At 67.5% G+C, this 14,477-nt stretch carries 12 protein-coding genes and 1 tRNA gene; 6 read left to right on the top strand and 7 right to left on the bottom strand.

The window, feature by feature from the left end:
- Positions 1 to 267 precede the first annotated feature (267 nt).
- The 3 genes from mshC to ACI1US_RS07750 all read right to left on the bottom strand — a co-directional run bounded on the left by mshC (position 268) and on the right by ACI1US_RS07750 (position 3,799).
- Complete coding sequence (gene mshC / locus ACI1US_RS07760) at positions 268 to 1,539, bottom strand: cysteine--1-D-myo-inosityl 2-amino-2-deoxy-alpha-D-glucopyranoside ligase (RefSeq protein WP_416549519.1); 1,272 nt, start codon at positions 1,537 to 1,539, stop codon at positions 268 to 270.
- Positions 1,540 to 2,406: an undecaprenyl-diphosphate phosphatase gene (locus ACI1US_RS07755; protein WP_416549518.1), complete on the bottom strand. Its 867-nt coding sequence runs from the start codon at positions 2,404 to 2,406 to the stop codon at positions 1,540 to 1,542.
- An 82-nt stretch (positions 2,407 to 2,488) separates the two neighbouring features.
- Complete coding sequence (locus ACI1US_RS07750) at positions 2,489 to 3,799, bottom strand: M20/M25/M40 family metallo-hydrolase (RefSeq protein WP_416549517.1); 1,311 nt, start codon at positions 3,797 to 3,799, stop codon at positions 2,489 to 2,491.
- A 135-nt stretch (positions 3,800 to 3,934) separates the two neighbouring features.
- On the opposite strand from ACI1US_RS07750, the gene ACI1US_RS07745 reads away from it, so the two are divergent.
- The 4 genes from ACI1US_RS07745 to ACI1US_RS07730 all read left to right on the top strand — a co-directional run bounded on the left by ACI1US_RS07745 (position 3,935) and on the right by ACI1US_RS07730 (position 8,922).
- Complete coding sequence (locus tag ACI1US_RS07745) at positions 3,935 to 4,882, top strand: EamA family transporter (protein ID WP_461639524.1); 948 nt, start codon at positions 3,935 to 3,937, stop codon at positions 4,880 to 4,882.
- 12 nt (positions 4,883 to 4,894) lie between these two features.
- The gene (locus tag ACI1US_RS07740; RefSeq protein WP_461639522.1) at positions 4,895 to 6,718 is read left to right on the top strand and encodes an ABC-F family ATP-binding cassette domain-containing protein; all 1,824 of its coding nucleotides are present in this window, start codon (positions 4,895 to 4,897) and stop codon (positions 6,716 to 6,718) included.
- A gap of 134 nt (positions 6,719 to 6,852) precedes the next feature.
- The gene (locus tag ACI1US_RS07735; RefSeq protein WP_461639520.1) at positions 6,853 to 8,124 is read left to right on the top strand and encodes a M23 family metallopeptidase; all 1,272 of its coding nucleotides are present in this window, start codon (positions 6,853 to 6,855) and stop codon (positions 8,122 to 8,124) included.
- 30 nt (positions 8,125 to 8,154) lie between these two features.
- Positions 8,155 to 8,922 (top strand): SDR family NAD(P)-dependent oxidoreductase, encoded by a 768-nt coding sequence (locus tag ACI1US_RS07730; protein ID WP_461639518.1) that lies wholly within the window; start codon positions 8,155 to 8,157, stop codon positions 8,920 to 8,922.
- Positions 8,923 to 9,594: 672 nt separating this feature from the next.
- Here the strand turns inward: ACI1US_RS07730 and ACI1US_RS07725 are convergent.
- From ACI1US_RS07725 to ACI1US_RS07715, 3 genes are all read right to left on the bottom strand, one after another.
- Positions 9,595 to 9,680, bottom strand: a tRNA-Leu gene (locus ACI1US_RS07725).
- A 127-nt stretch (positions 9,681 to 9,807) separates the two neighbouring features.
- Positions 9,808 to 10,296 carry a Cys-tRNA(Pro) deacylase gene (ybaK, locus tag ACI1US_RS07720; RefSeq protein ID WP_461639516.1) on the bottom strand — a complete coding sequence of 163 codons (489 nt, stop codon included), beginning with the start codon at positions 10,294 to 10,296 and terminating at the stop codon, positions 9,808 to 9,810.
- A gap of 27 nt (positions 10,297 to 10,323) precedes the next feature.
- Positions 10,324 to 12,135, bottom strand: a complete 1,812-nt coding sequence (locus ACI1US_RS07715; RefSeq protein WP_416549515.1) for a DEAD/DEAH box helicase — start codon at positions 12,133 to 12,135, stop codon at positions 10,324 to 10,326.
- Positions 12,136 to 12,297: 162 nt separating this feature from the next.
- On the opposite strand from ACI1US_RS07715, the gene ACI1US_RS07710 reads away from it, so the two are divergent.
- Positions 12,298 to 13,167 (top strand): SGNH/GDSL hydrolase family protein, encoded by an 870-nt coding sequence (locus tag ACI1US_RS07710; RefSeq protein ID WP_461639514.1) that lies wholly within the window; start codon positions 12,298 to 12,300, stop codon positions 13,165 to 13,167.
- 51 nt (positions 13,168 to 13,218) lie between these two features.
- Positions 13,219 to 13,563: a hypothetical protein gene (locus tag ACI1US_RS07705; RefSeq protein ID WP_461639512.1), complete on the top strand. Its 345-nt coding sequence runs from the start codon at positions 13,219 to 13,221 to the stop codon at positions 13,561 to 13,563.
- 60 nt (positions 13,564 to 13,623) lie between these two features.
- Here ACI1US_RS07705 and ACI1US_RS07700 read toward each other — a convergent pair.
- Positions 13,624 to 14,477 (bottom strand): glutamate--tRNA ligase family protein (locus tag ACI1US_RS07700; RefSeq protein WP_461639510.1); only part of this gene is annotated, 854 nt, incomplete at its 5' end.

Here is a 14,477-nt window from a genome sequence, read left to right as displayed (position 1 = left end):
ACCATACGGGTGCCACCCGCAGCCCCAAGCCACCGAGCTCTTCGCGACTACAGCTGTCAACCTCATCGACCAGCAACGCTCACCTGCCATGACCTCAGCGAGGCCATGGGTGTTTTACTGCAAATCACTCATGACTTCGCCGAGGTCATGGCTTTTGAGCGGCGCAGGCTGGGCAAGCTCGCATCTGCAGAGTGTGCTCGCCGGAGCGCGCAGGGGCTTCGCTTCACACCCTGGCCGTGTTCGGCGGAATGGCCCGCGCGCCCCGAGTTACTCCGCGGGGAGCAGCTGGACGCCGAGCAGCGCCTGCACCGCGTGCGCAATGAGCGCAGGATCATCGACCCCGGCGTCAAGCGCAGCGTCGAGCGTGGCGAGCATCACCGGCGTGTCGAGGTCGTTCGCGAGCGCCGCGCGCAGCTGCTGCAGCACGCCCGTCGCCGAAGCCGGCTCCGCGCTCGTGCGCGAGAGGCCCTCACGCCACGCGGTGAGCCTGCGCTCTGCCCGCTCGAGGTCGGCGTCGAACCACTCCCACTCTGAGCGGTAGTGGTTCGCGAGCAGGGTGAGCCTGATCGCAGACGGGTCGACGCAGTGCCCCGCGTGCGAGCCGTCGAGCAGCTTCGAAATAAACACGAGGTTGCCGCGTGACTTCGACATCTTGTGGCCCTCGTACGACACGAGCGCGGCGTGGCAGAACGCGTGCGCGAGCGGCTTGCCTGAGATCACGGTTGCGTGCGCAGCGGTGAACTCGTGGTGCGGGAAGACGAGGTCGTGCCCGCCGCCCTGCACGGTGAAGAGCTCGCCGAGCGCCTCGCGCGCGATCACCGTGCACTCGATGTGCCAGCCGGGGCGGCCCTGGCCCACCGGCGACTCCCAGCTCGGTTCACCCTCGCGGGCAGCCCGCCAGAGCAGTGGATCGAGCACGTCACGCTTGCCCTCACGCTCGGGGTCTCCCCCGCGCTCTGCGCTGAGCGTCTCGAGCAGGTCGCGGTCGTAGGGAGCGACGTCGCCGAGCCGCCACTGCGACTCCTTTTGCGCGCCGCGCACGTCGAAGTAGATGTCGTCGCCCTCGGCCTCGGGGGTCGCAACGGTGTAGCCAAAGCCGCGTTCGACGAGCTGCTTCACGCCGTAGGCGATCTCGTCGATCGACTCGGTCACCGCGACGAAATGCTCGGGCGGGAGCATGCCGAGCCGGTGCATGTCTGAGCGGTACAGGCCGATCTGCTCGTCGGCGAGTGCTCGCCAGTCGACGCCCGTATCGTTTGCCCGCTCGAGCAGCGGATCATCGATATCGGTGATGTTTTGGGCGTACACGGTCTCGATGCCAGCGTCGCGCCATGCACGCTGCATGATGTCAAACGTGAGGTAGGTGAAGGCGTGACCCGCGTGGGTGGCGTCGTAGGGCGTGAGCCCGCACACGTACAGCGTTGCGCGGTCGTCTTGGATCGCGGGGTGTTCCATACGGCCGGTCGCCGTATTGAAGAGCTTTGGCGCTTCGCCGGTGCCGGGTAGGTCTGGAAGCGGCGGCGGGGTCCAAGTTCTCATTTACACACCGTCCTGGAATGCGATCGCGGGGACTTCGCCGCCCGGGGTCAGCACGCCCGTGAGCAGCAGCACGATGATCACGCCGCCGATGAGCACGCGGTAAATCACGAATGGCATGAAGCTCCGCTTGGAGATGTAGCGCATGAAGAATCCGATCACGACGAGCGCGATCGCGAAGGCAACAACGGTCGCGATGATCGTCATGCTCCACGGCGCCTGGTTCGCCGGCGACTTGATGACCTTGAAGACCTGGTAGAAGCCCGAGCCGAGCACAGCGGGAATCGCGAGCAGGAACGAGTAGCGGGCCGCAGCCTCACGCTTGTACCCCATGAAGAGGCCTGCCGTGATCGTGCCGCCAGAGCGGGAGACTCCGGGAATGAGTGAGGCTGCCTGGGCGAGGCCGTAGATGAGGCCGTGCTTCCAGGTGAGCTTCTCGATCGGGCGGACCTTCGTGCCGAGCCGGTCGGCGACGCCGAGCAGCAGGCCGAAGACAATCAGCGAGATCGCGGTGAACCAGAGCGAGCGCAGGGTGGTCTCGATCGCGTCCTGGAACAGCAGGCCGAGCACGACGATCGGGATGGTGCCGAGAATGATCCACCAGCCCATCTTCGCGTCGGGATCGTTCCGCGGAACCGTCTTGCCCGAGAGCGACTGGAACCACCTGCCGATTATCCGCACGATGTCGCGCCAGAAGAAGACGATGACCGCCGCCTCGGTGCCGATCTGGGTGATTGCGGTGAACGCTGCACCGGCGTCGCCGATGCCCAGCAGCTCGCTCGTCACCCGGAGGTGCGCGCTCGAAGAAACCGGCAGAAACTCAGTGAGCCCCTGAACGATGCCGAGGATGATCGCCTCGAAAATACCCATGCGGTAATGGCCTTCCGTCTTGTGGCTCGCGCTGCGGGCCGTCGTCCAGACTAGCCCAAGCGCGGCTCAGAATTCAGTGGGCTCAGTAGCTGCGCAGCAGATCGGTGAGCACACGGTGGCCGAAATCGAGCGCGTCAAGCGGCACTCGTTCGTCGACGCCGTGGAACATCCCGGGGAAGTCGAGATCGGCTGGCAGCTTGAGCGGGGCGAAGCCGTAGCCGGTGATGCCGAGCCGCGCGAGTGCCTTGTTGTCGGTGCCGCCAGACAGAAGATACGGCAGTACCTTCGCCCCGGGATCGTGGGCCTCAAGCGCTGCCTTCATCGCGTCGACGAGTTCGCCCGTGAACGGGACCTCGAGGCCGATATCGGAGTGCACGATCTCGATCTCGATGTCGTCGCCGACGATGCGTTGGATCTCCGCGCGCACCTGCTCCTGCTCGTCGGGCAGCGTCCGCACATCAACGAGCGCCTCGGCCGTGTCGGGGATGACGTTGTGCTTGTAGCCGGCGCTGAGCACCGTCGGGTTCGAGGTGTTGCGCAGGCTCGCCTGAATAAATCCGGCACCCTTGCCCAGGCTGAGCACGAGCTCTTCGGGGTTGATCTCATGTGGATCCTCCCCCACGAGCTTCGCGATCTCGTCGACAAGCTCGCGTGTCGTGTCGCACAGCGCGATCGGCCACTCGTGGCGGCCGAGCGCGGCGATCGCCTCGGCGAGCCGGGTCACCGCGTTGTCGTGCCAGACGCGCGAGCCGTGTGCGGCGGTGCCGCGGGCGCGCAGGCGGATCCAGTCGAGCGCCTTCTCCCCTGTCTGAATGAGGTATGCGCGGTTGCCTGCGATGTCGATTGAGTAGCCGCCGACCTCGCTGATCGCCGTGCCCGCGCCGGCAAAGAGCTCCGGGTGATGGGTGACGAGGTGGTGCGAGCCGTAGATGCCGCCGTTCTCCTCGTCGGCAAAGAAGGCGAGGACCACGTCGCGCCTGGGCTGCTCGCCCGCGCGGAGGATCTCGGCGATCGCCGTGAGGATCATCGCGTCCATGTCTTTCATATCGACAGCGCCGCGGCCCCACAGCAGGCCGTCCTTGACGACGCCGGCGAAGGGATCGACCGACCAGTTCGCGGGGTCCGCGGGCACGACGTCGAGGTGGCCGTGAAGCACGAGTGCCGGGAGCTGTGGCTCGCGGCCTGCGACGCGGGCGACGACGCTCGCGCGGCCCGGAGCAGACTCGATCGTGACGGGCTCGAGCCCGAGCTCACGCAGGTAGGCGGACACGTAGTCGGCAGCGGGGCGTTCAGGATTCGCGTCGCCGCCACCGCGGTTAGACGTATCGATCCTGATGAGGTCGCGCGCGATCCGCGCGGTTTCAGACAGTTCTACATCGAGCTCTGGTGCCATGCATCCACCATAGCGGGGCGAACGCGGTAGCCTCTGAGGAAGCGACGAAGTGTTGCGGCGACGGCCTGGTGTGGCTGCCTGCCCGGCAGGTCACCCACGACAGGCCCGCACCCGAAGGCCCGCACCCGAAAGGCAATGATGCACGCGAGCACCCTCCAGTCGAGCGCACGCACCTCAGCGGTGACGGGATTCATGCTTGCCGTCGGTTCAGCGGCCTCCTTCGGGCTGTCTGGGATCTTCGCGAGCGCGCTCATGCAGGCGGGCTGGTCGGCCGGGGCCGCCACGACCGCGCGGATTACGTTCTCGGCGCTCGTGCTGTTGGGCCCGACGCTCGTGATGATGCGCGGTCGCTGGGACACGGTGCGGCGCGCCTGGGCGCAGCTGCTGGTCTTTGGGGTGCTCGCCGTCGCCGGCTGTCAGCTTGCCTTCTTCCTCGCCGTGCAGTTCATCCCGCCCAGCCTCGCCCTGCTTGTTGAGTTCACCGGCCCGGTGATGCTCGTGTTCTGGATGTGGGCGCGCAGCCGCGTCGCACCGTCTGCGCTCACCTTCCTCGGTGCGGGGATCGCCGTGCTCGGCGTCGTCGCGATCTCTGGCGTGCTCGCTGGCGTGTCGCTGCATCCGCTCGGGATCATGTTCGCGCTCATCGCCGCGGCGGGCAACGCCGCCTACTACGCGACCGGGGCCGCAAGCGACCACGGAATTCCGACGCTGCCCTTCGTCGGGTTGGGGCTGCTCGTCGGGGCCGTGCCGCTGCTGCTCGCGGGCGCAGCGGGCGTGCTCCCCTTCACGGTGACGAACAGCCCCGCCGTCATCGCGGGCGTCGAGATGAGTCCGTGGGCAGTCGTCGCGGCGATGGTACTGATCTCCACGGTCCTCTCGTATCTGCTGGGAGTCGCGGCGTCCCGACGCCTCGGCGCGACGGTCGCGAGTTTTACCGGATACTCCGAACCGCTGTTCGGGATCGTCTGGACCATCGTGCTTCTCGCCGTGATTCCGACACCGCTGCAGTGGATCGGTGCCGCGCTCATCGTGGCCGGCGTCGTCACCGTGCGGGTCGGTGAGCTGCAGCGCTCGCGCAGATAGACTGACCCGACTGTGTCAACTTACTCCGCGTCAACTCTCTCCGCGTCAGCGCCCTCCGCACACCTCCGCTTCGACGGCGTCTCGAAGTCTTTCGGGGCGCGCCGAGTACTCACCGACATCTCCTTCGCCGTCGCAGCGGGCAGCCGTGTCGGGCTCATCGGCGAGAACGGTTCGGGCAAGTCGACGCTCTTGCGCATCGCTGCCGGGCTCGTCGAGCCCGACGCAGGGAGCGTCGCGGCCATCATGCCCGGCGGGCTGACGCCACGAATCGGGCTGCTCCATCAGGAGCCGCCGTTCGCGCCCACCGACACCATTCAGGCGGCGATCCACACCGCGATCCAGCCCGTGCGCTCAGCGATCTCAAGGCTCGATGACGTTGCCGGTCTGCTCGCTGCGCACCCGAACGACGAGGCGGCCGCTGCCGATTACGCGCTCGCCCTCGACGCCGTAGAATGCCTGGATGGCTGGGTCATTGATTCACGCATCGAGCAGGTCCTCTCCGGCCTCGGCATTGCCGAGATCCCGCGCGACCGGGAGACAGGTGCGCTGTCGGGCGGCCAGCGCGCCAGGCTCTCGCTCTCGTGGCTGTTGCTCAACGCCCCCGACGTCCTGCTGCTCGACGAGCCGACGAACCACCTCGACGACAGCGCAAGTGACTTCCTCACCCGGCTGCTCACCGCCTGGCCCGGCCCCGCACTGTTCGCGAGCCACGACCGCGCCTTCCTCGACGAGGTCACAACGGCCCTCATCGACCTCGACCCCGCGCCGCAGCCCCGATCCCTCGCCGACCCGCTCGTGCAGGATGGCACCGGCAGCGCGATAGGCGTCACCCGCTTCACCGGGAGCTACTCCGACTATCTTGCCGCCCGACGCGCGCAGCGGCTGCGCTGGGAGGAGCGCTACGCGGCTGAGCAGTCCGAGCTGCGGCGGCTCCGCGCGGCAGTGGGCACCAGCCAGATCGTCGGCCACGAGGAGTGGAAGCCACGATCCGAAACCCGAATGGCGCAGAAATTCTACGCAGACCGCAACGCTCGGGTAGTGGCGCGGCGCGTCAACGATGCCCGCACCCGGTTCGAGGTGCTGTCGAAGAGCCAGATTGCTGCGCCGCCCGCCGAGCTGAACTTTGCCGGGATCGGGCCGCCGGTTGGCGGCGCGGAAGTGCCAGGCGGCGTCGAAGTGCCAGTCGATCGCGTTGACGCGCAATCGGGCGGCGCACCCCCTCCCGTGTTCGTGGCGGAGGGCGCCGCCGTGTCCGGCCGGCTCGCTCCACTCTCACTTACCGTGCGCGCGGGCGAGCGGCTGCTCGTGACCGGCGTGAACGGCGCGGGAAAGTCGACGCTGCTGCGCGCCCTTGACGGCCAGCAACGGCTCGATGCGGGAACGATCAGCCGCGCAGCCGGATACCGGGTGGGGCTGCTCGACCAAGAGATCCGCTTCGCGGACCCGCACGGCCTCGGCGCGGCACGCACCGTCATGGAAACCTACATCGACGGCGTGGGCCGCGAGCTGGCCGAGCGCATTCCGCTGCAGCAGTTCGGGCTCATCGCTGCGCGCGACGAAGCTCAGCAGGTCGGCAGCCTGAGCACCGGGCAACAGCGACGGCTCGCGCTCGCGATCCTCATCGCAGACCCGCCGCATGTTCTCCTCCTCGACGAACCCACGAACCACCTCTCGCTCGCGCTCGCCGACGCGCTCGAACGGGCCGTCGCGCAGTTCCCGGGAACCGTCATCGTTGCGTCCCACGACCGCTGGCTCAGGCGACGCTGGGAGGGCGATCGACTCGAGCTGCAGCCACACAATTCGGGACCGTTCGAGCATTCATCCAAGCGAAAATAGGGGGCGTTGTTGGCCTCCGAACACTTCGCCCGCCGCACAGAAGGGTCTGCTATGGTTGCACAATTCCAAGTTCGGAGGGCCGGGTGAGCGGCTCGGCTCCTTCGTCAGGTCAACCAACCGCTGACTTTTACTCTATGTCTGTACCCCCTCAAGAGCCGTCTGGCTATCCGAGCCGACGCTCCCTCCGGGAAGCTCAGCAGCGAGCCGACGCCCTCCAGCAGGCATCGGCCGAGCAGGACGAGCAGGCCCCGGTTCAGCACGCAGAGGCACAGCAGGTGCCAGAGCGGCGGGCTCAGGCGCGGCAGGCGCGGCGCACTCAAGCCCAGGCACAGCGCGCAGAGACGCAGCAGGCCCAGAAGGCCGCGCAGCAGGCTCGGAAGGCACAGCAGGCACAGCAGGCTCCGCCGCGGCGCGCTGATGCGACGCAGGAACCGGCGGAGCAGGCACCAGCGGAGCTGACTTCCGCCCAGCAAGCCCAGGCTCCCGCCCAGCAAGCCCCGGCTCCCGCCCAGCAAGCCCAGGCTCCCGCCCAGCAAGCCCCGGCTCCGTCCGCAGCCGCTTCCACCCAGCAACCGCAGCCCCTCACCGCCGAGGGCCTGCTGCTCACCCCGCTTCCCGAGTTCACGCTGCACACAGCAGCCCCCACTGACATCACCGCTGCTCCTGCGAGTCCCGCGAGGCCCCGCTCCACGCGGCGAACTGTGAAGCGGATCGCCGCAGCAACCTTCTCTCTCGCATGCGTCGGAACGCTCGCCGTCACGACCACGCTGCCCGCCTTCTCCTCGGCCTTTGGCGACACAGACGGGGTCGCAGCGCGTGCGGCGCAGCATCTGCAGAGTTCAGCGGTAACACAGACGCAAGACGCACTCGGGGCCATCGGTTCCGTCGAACTCGGTGTTGACCCGGGCTCGTATAAGCAGATCACGCCTGAGGCCGGTCTCGTCGATCCTGCGACGCTCGAGAACACCGAGATTCGGTATTCCTTCGACCGCGAGTTCCCGCTCACGGATGGGTTTGCCTATCGGACGGCTCCGGTCGAACAGTTCCACGACGCGCAGGACATCGCCGCACCGGGTGGTACCCCGGTGCTCGCGATCGGTTCGGGTGTGGTGATTGAGGCCGGCTACGCCAACGACGGCTGCGGCTTCAGCATCAAGCTTCAGCACAAGGTGAGTGAAGAAACGCTCACTAGCCGCTACTGCCACATGCAGGTCGACTCGCACGACCGCAAGGTCGGCGACAAGGTTGAGATCGGTGACTTTGTTGGGCGTGTTGGTAACACCGGCATGTCGTTCGGCGACCACTTGCACCTCGCGCTGCGTCGCTCGGGCGTTCCGATCGATCCGCTCCCCTACATCGACGAGCAGATCGAGAAGGCAGCCAAGCGCGCAGCCGCCTCGAAGTAACTGTCGATCTTCAGCGTGGCGTAACGGGGCATGACCTACCGAGCACTCATTACTGGAGCATCGGCGGGGCTCGGTGCCGAGTTCGCCCGGCAGCTTGCGGCCCGCGGCATAGACCTCGTGCTCGTCGCCCGCGATCAGCCGCGGCTTGAACGCCTCGCGCACGTACTGCGTTCGCGCTACGACGTCGTTGTCGAGGTGCTCGCCGCAGATCTCACGGAACCCGCATCGCTGGAGCTCGTAGCTGAGCGTGTGGCGGCGCGAGACGCCCCGGTCGACATTCTCATCAACAATGCCGGCTTCGGCGTTTACGCGGGCTTTGAGGCGAGCGACATCGCTGACGAGCGCCGCATGCACGAGCTGCTCTCCTGGGTGCCGCTGCGGCTCGCCCACGCCGCGGTGCCGGGCATGCTCGAGCGCGGCTCCGGCTGGATCATGAACGTGGCGAGCGCCGCAGCCTTCATGCCGAGCGGCACGTACGGTGCCGCGAAGAACTCCACGGTGTCGCTCTCACGTTCGCTCAGCATGCGGTACCGCTCGCGCGGAGTGCGTGTGACCGCGCTGTGTCCGGGGCTGCTCGCAACCGAGTTTCATGAGCGGATGGGTGAGGATCATCTCCCCACGCTCCCCCGCATCGCATGGGCAGACACCCGCCGGGTTGCCCGCGAGGGTCTGCGGGCGCTCCATCGGGGCACCCCCGTGCTCGTCTCAGACTGGCGCTACCGTCTGGTGCGGCCGCTCATGGCGGTGTTGCCCGGCCGCATGCTCGAGCGCCTCGGATCGACCGGCTCGCCGCTGTAGCGCGCGCCCAGCGCCTCCCGGGGCTCCACCACCCGCGTCCTCTCCCACCCGATTCATCCAGACCGACCCCTGCAAGGGCCGAAAACCGGTCGCAATGGATGAAACGGGGCTTTGAGGGCTCTTCACACACGAACGTGTAGCGCCATCTAGCTCCCGCAGTCGGCGAGGAGTCCTGCAGCGCGCGGTAGTTCCCACTCGTTGAAAGGCCACGACCACCGGTGCCGACACCGCGGCTGGGGGCTGCGAAACGCACCCGCCCCAGGCCCTTCCTCACCATGGCAAGCACACTTCAGGCAAGGGTGCGCCAGGCCAGAATCGCTCACAAGACATGACCTCAGCGAAGTCAGGAGTGATTTGCAGCAAAAAGCCCATGACCTCGCTGAGGTCATGGCAGGTGAGCGTTACACAGCGCTGAGATCTACCTCCGACACCAGCGTCCCCTCGGGCTGAAGCGGGATGGCACGGTCCGAGCGATGCGGGGCCTCCTACGACCGGCGCACGGCTGACGGTGCCCGCATGCTCCCGGCCGGCTCCCTGCGCCCAAGGCCCGCGGCGAAGCCCTCCGGCAACGCTGCCTCTCACCCAGAATACGGGTGACCGGCCGGGCCGGGCTCAGTTCACAAACAAGTAAGGCCCCTGCCGAAGCAGGGGCCTTACTTTTCTTGCGACTCGTGCGCGAAGGGGGACTTGAACCCCCACGCCCTAATACGGGCACTAGCACCTCAAGCTAGCGCGTCTACCAATTCCGCCATCCGCGCGAATCTTGTTCATTTCCTTGCGGCCGAACAGAGAATAACTTACCACGGAATCTCAACACCAAGCCAATTCGGTCGTGATTCCGGGAGTGTCACGCACGCCACCCCAGCCAAACGGCGGGCAATATGCTCAGACACGCCCGATATCCGCGGTCACCGCATTGGTTGCACGGACGAGGTCAGCGCCTCGCAATTCGATGTCGAGACCGCGCCGTCCCCCAGAAACCAGGACGCTGTCGACTGCGAGCGCGGAGCTGTCGACCACGGTTCGCAGCCGTGAGCGCTGCCCGAGCGGGCTGATTCCCCCGACGACGTACCCGGTCTTCTTCTCGGCGAGGGCCAGGTCGGCCATCTGCGCACGCTTGCCGCCGCACGCGGCCGCGAGTGCCTTGAGGTCGAGTTTTCCGGTGACGGGCACCACAGCAACGGCGAGGGTTCCGTCGACCTCGGCGAGGAGCGTCTTGAACACCCTCTCAGGGTCGACGCCAAGCTCGCGAGCGGCCTCTCCCCCAAAGTCAGTCTCGCTTGGGTCGTGACGATAGCTGCGCACCTCGTAGGGCACGCCCAGTTTCGTGAGCACGAGCATCGCAGGCGTCGACCCTGCTTCCCTTTTCGCCATGCCTCCAGGATAGGCCGGGCTGCCCCGCTACGGCCGCAGGCGCTGCCGGAGCAGGTCGATGCGCTTCTGCAGCTGCGTCACCGACGCCTGCGGCACCGCGGGGCCGCCGCACATGCGGCGGAGCTCGGTGTGGATGTCTTTGTGCTGCTCGCCGCTTACGCGCGCGTACATGCCGACGAGGCTCGACAGCAGCTTCCGCTGCTCCCCGAGCGTGCGGTGCAGCGCTTCGGGCGCCTCGGCCCGCTCAGGGGCATGCTCGACGATGCCCTGACTCACCGCGCTGCGCCGAGCCTGCTTCGACTGCCGCTGCTGCAAGAGCGCCTTCACCTCTTGCGGTTCGAGGATGCCGGGGAACCCGAGGAAGTCGAGCTCCTCCTCGCTCTCGACCTCCGCGTAGCCACCAAACTCGGCACCGTCGAACACGGCGCGGTCGAAGTGGGCGTCGGACTCGAGTGCCTGGTACTTGAATTCGTCCTCGATCAGGGAGTCGGAGGCTTTGTCTTCGCGCTCGGCCTCGGCCATGAGCGCGGCCTCGGCGTCCCACATCTCCTCGGCCGATCCGGGCCCCTCGAGCACGTGGTTGCGCTCCTTCTCCAGCGACGCGGCAAGCTCCATGAGCGGGGGCACGTTCGGGATGAACACTGAGGCGACCTCGCCACGGCGGCGCGACCGCACGAAGCGGCCGATGGCCTGCGCGAAGAACAGCGGCGTCGACGAGCTAGTGGCGTACACGCCGACGGCGAGGCGCGGCACGTCCACGCCCTCACTCACCATGCGTACGGCGACCATCCAGCGTGATGTTCCCGCGGAGAAGCTGTCGATGCGCTCAGAGGATCCCGAGTCATCGGAGAGGATCAGCGCAACCTCTTCGCCCGAGATCTGATGCAGCATCTGTGCGTACGCCTTGGCTGAGGCATGGTCGGTCGCGATGACGAGACCGCCCGCGTCGGGGATGTGCTCGCGGACCTCGGTGAGGCGCCTGTCGGCGGCGCGGAGCACCTTGGCGATCCAATCCCCCATCGGGTCGAGCGCGGTGCGCCACGCCTGACTCGTGACGTCTTTCGTGTTGCCCTCGCCGAGGCGGGCTTCCATCTCTTCGCCCGCGCTGGTCTGCCAGCGCATCTTGCCGGCGTAGACCATGAAGATCACGGGCCGAACGATGCCGTCTGCCAGCGCCCGCCCGTAGCCGTAGTCGTAGTCGGTGAGGGAGATCTTAGTGCCGTCGCCCTGCGGGGCATACTGTACGAATGGGATCGGGGCCTCGTCGGAGCGGAACGGCGTACCCGTGAGTGAGAGCCTGCGCTTCGCGCTGCCGTACGCCTCGCGGATCGCTTCGCCCCAGCTGAGCGCGTCGCCGCCGTGGTGTACCTCGTCCATGATGACGAGCGTGTCTTCGAACTCGGTGAGCAGGCGATGCTGCACGGGCTTCATCGCGACCTGCGCGTAGGTCACAACGACGCCGTCGTAGTGCCTGCCGTAGCTGAGCCCGTCGCTGTTCGAGTAGCGCGGGTTGAGTCGGATGCCGGCGCGTGAGGCGGCGTCCGCCCACTGCACCTTCAGGTGCTCGGTCGGCGCGACAACGATGATCTGCGACACGGTCTTGTTGCCGCGCAGCGTCGCCGCGAGCCGCAACGCAAAGGTCGTCTTGCCTGCTCCGGGGGTCGCTGAAGCGAGGAAATCACGCGGGTTACGTTCCAAGTAGAGGTTGATTGCCTCCTGCTGCCATGCCCGGAGACTGCCGGCGGTACCGCGCGCGGCCCGCTCTGGATAGGCGGGCGGCAAGTGCTCGGCGGCGAATGTCCCCGGCAGGAGAGTCCCGTCTTCTGCCGATTCAATCACAACGTCTTAGACTACCGCTGATCACTCGGTTCTGCCCGAGCGGCTGCGCGCCCTCAGCGCGTCTCGCCTGGCGACGCGCCGCACCCGTCGGAGCAAAATTCGAGGGTGTATAACGCGGCGGAGCAGGGTAGCGTTGAGGCTGAAAAGAAAGGGACCGAGACGATGGTTCACGATTCACTCCGCGCGGATGACGCGCGTTCTGAGCAGCTCGAGACGGCAGCGTCAGTAGCTCCGACCGAGAATGTTGAGCTCCCCTGGTCACGCTTCGTTGCTATTGGCGACTCTTTCACCGAGGGCCTCGGAGACCCCGACCCCGAGAGCCCCGGCGGGCTCCGCGGCTGGGCCGATCGCTTCGCTGAGGTACTGGCCGAGCAGTCGCAGGAGTTCGCGTACGCGAATCTCGCGGTCCGCGGCAAGCTCATCCAGCAGATCATCGACGAGCAGCTCGACACCGCAATGGAGCTGCGCCCCGATCTCGTGAGTGTCTGCGCGGGCGGCAATGACGTCATCCGCCCCGGCACCGACCCGGACGAGGTCGCCGAGAAACTCGACCACATCGTCTCCCGGCTGAAGGAGACGGGGGCAACGATCCTCATCTTTACCGGGGTCGACGTAGCGTTCCAGCCGGTGTTCCGCTCGATTCGCGGCAAGGTCGCGATTTTCAATGAGAACGTGCGCAAGGTCGCGCAGCGGCACGACTGCTTCGTGGTGGATCAGTGGGCTATCGAGGAGCTCCAGGACAGCCGCTATTGGGCCGGTGACCGCCTGCACATGAACGCGCTCGGCCACCACACGATCGCCCGGGCGGCGCTCGATTCGCTGAACGTTCCGCACGATCTTGGCCCGCTTGATCCACCGCCGCTGCCCGAGCGCACCTGGCGGCAGGCGAGAAAGGAAGACGTGGTGTGGGCGCGCGAGCACCTGGTGCCCTGGGTCGTACGCCGCATCAAGCATGTCTCGTCGGGCGACGACATCTCGGCAAAGCGCCCCGAGCCGCAGGTGCTGCGCCCGCGGCACGGCAGCGGCGACTAATCTCGCAGAACTCACCCTTCGCCTTCAGACCTGAGGAAGTAGGCTGGCCCTATGCCTAACATCACAAAGCACATTGCAGACACCGTCACTCAGACGGGTGTAAACACCGCCTACGGCGAGGCTGTCGACGTTGACGGCACCACGATCCTTCCGGTCGCCGTCGGCAGCTACATGTTTGGTGCGGGCGAGGGTGGCGGCGGAGCTGATGGCACCGTGTCGGGCGAAGGATCGGGCGGAGGAGGCGGCGGCATGTCGCTGCCCATCGGCGCGTATGTGACCCGCGACGGTCACACCCGGTTCGAGCCGAACCTCATCGCGCTGCTCACTGTCGCCGTGCCGTTCGTCTGGGTCGCCGGTCGCGCGCTCGCGCGGATCATCCGCGCACTCAAGCGCTAGCGCTAGCGCACTCCGGCGCGGCGCGGGCCGCGCCGCGCGCAAGTGCTAGGTGCGGAGGAACTACGCGTCGAAGTGCTCAGCCTCGAAGCTGCCCCGCCACACCCACGGCTCGCGCGGCAGCAGCGCTGGATCGAAGCGGCTGACCAGCTCTGCTGCGTGCACGCGCTCCCCGGCAGCAGCGATCCCGAGCGAGTGCGCGAGCGCGCTGAGCACAGTGTCAGCGGAAACGCCCGCCTCCCCCAGCTCGCGCAACGTGACCGCGCCGTCGCGCTTGGCGAGTCGTGCGCCCGTTGGCCCGAGCACGAGCGGCACGTGGCCGTATGCGACCTCGGGGGTCGAGCGCAGGCCGAGTAGCCGCTGCAGCAGTATCTGGCGGGGAGTCGACGGGGCGAGGTCGTCACCGCGCACGATCTGGTCGACCCCCATCGCGTCGTCATCGACGACGACGGCGAGGTTGTAGGCGACCGTGCCGTCGCCGCGACGCAGCACCAGGTCGTCGATGTCGCCCGAGGTGGGCCCGAGCACGAGATCATCAAAGCTGAGCTCCGTGAGGTCGGCGGGGGCGCGCAATCGCAGCGCCGGCAGCCGCGGGGCAATCGCTGCACGGGCGGCCTGGCGTTCGGCGGGCGAACGGTCGCGGCAGGTTCCCGGGTACGCGCCGGGCGGGGCGTGCGGCGCTGAGGGCGCAGCGAGAATATCTCGGCGCGTGCAGGTGCACTCGTAGACGAGGCCCGCGGCGTCGAGCCTGGCTATGGCTGCGTCGTGGGCGTCACCTCGCTCGGTCTGGAGCACGGGTTCGCCGTCCCAGTCGATCCCGATCGCGCGGAGATGTGCGAGCTGCAGCTCGGCCGTTCCGGCGTCGCGGGCACGATCCAAATCTTCGATGCGCATGAGGAAGCGGCGACCGCTCGCGC

Origin of the sequence: Leucobacter sp. BZR 635, assembly GCF_048061935.2 — a bacterium.
In the GTDB taxonomy this organism is placed as follows: Bacteria; Actinomycetota; Actinomycetes; order Actinomycetales; family Microbacteriaceae; genus Leucobacter.
The sequence above is the reverse complement of the archived record's forward strand: the minus strand, read 5'-3'. Positions and strand labels throughout refer to the sequence as shown.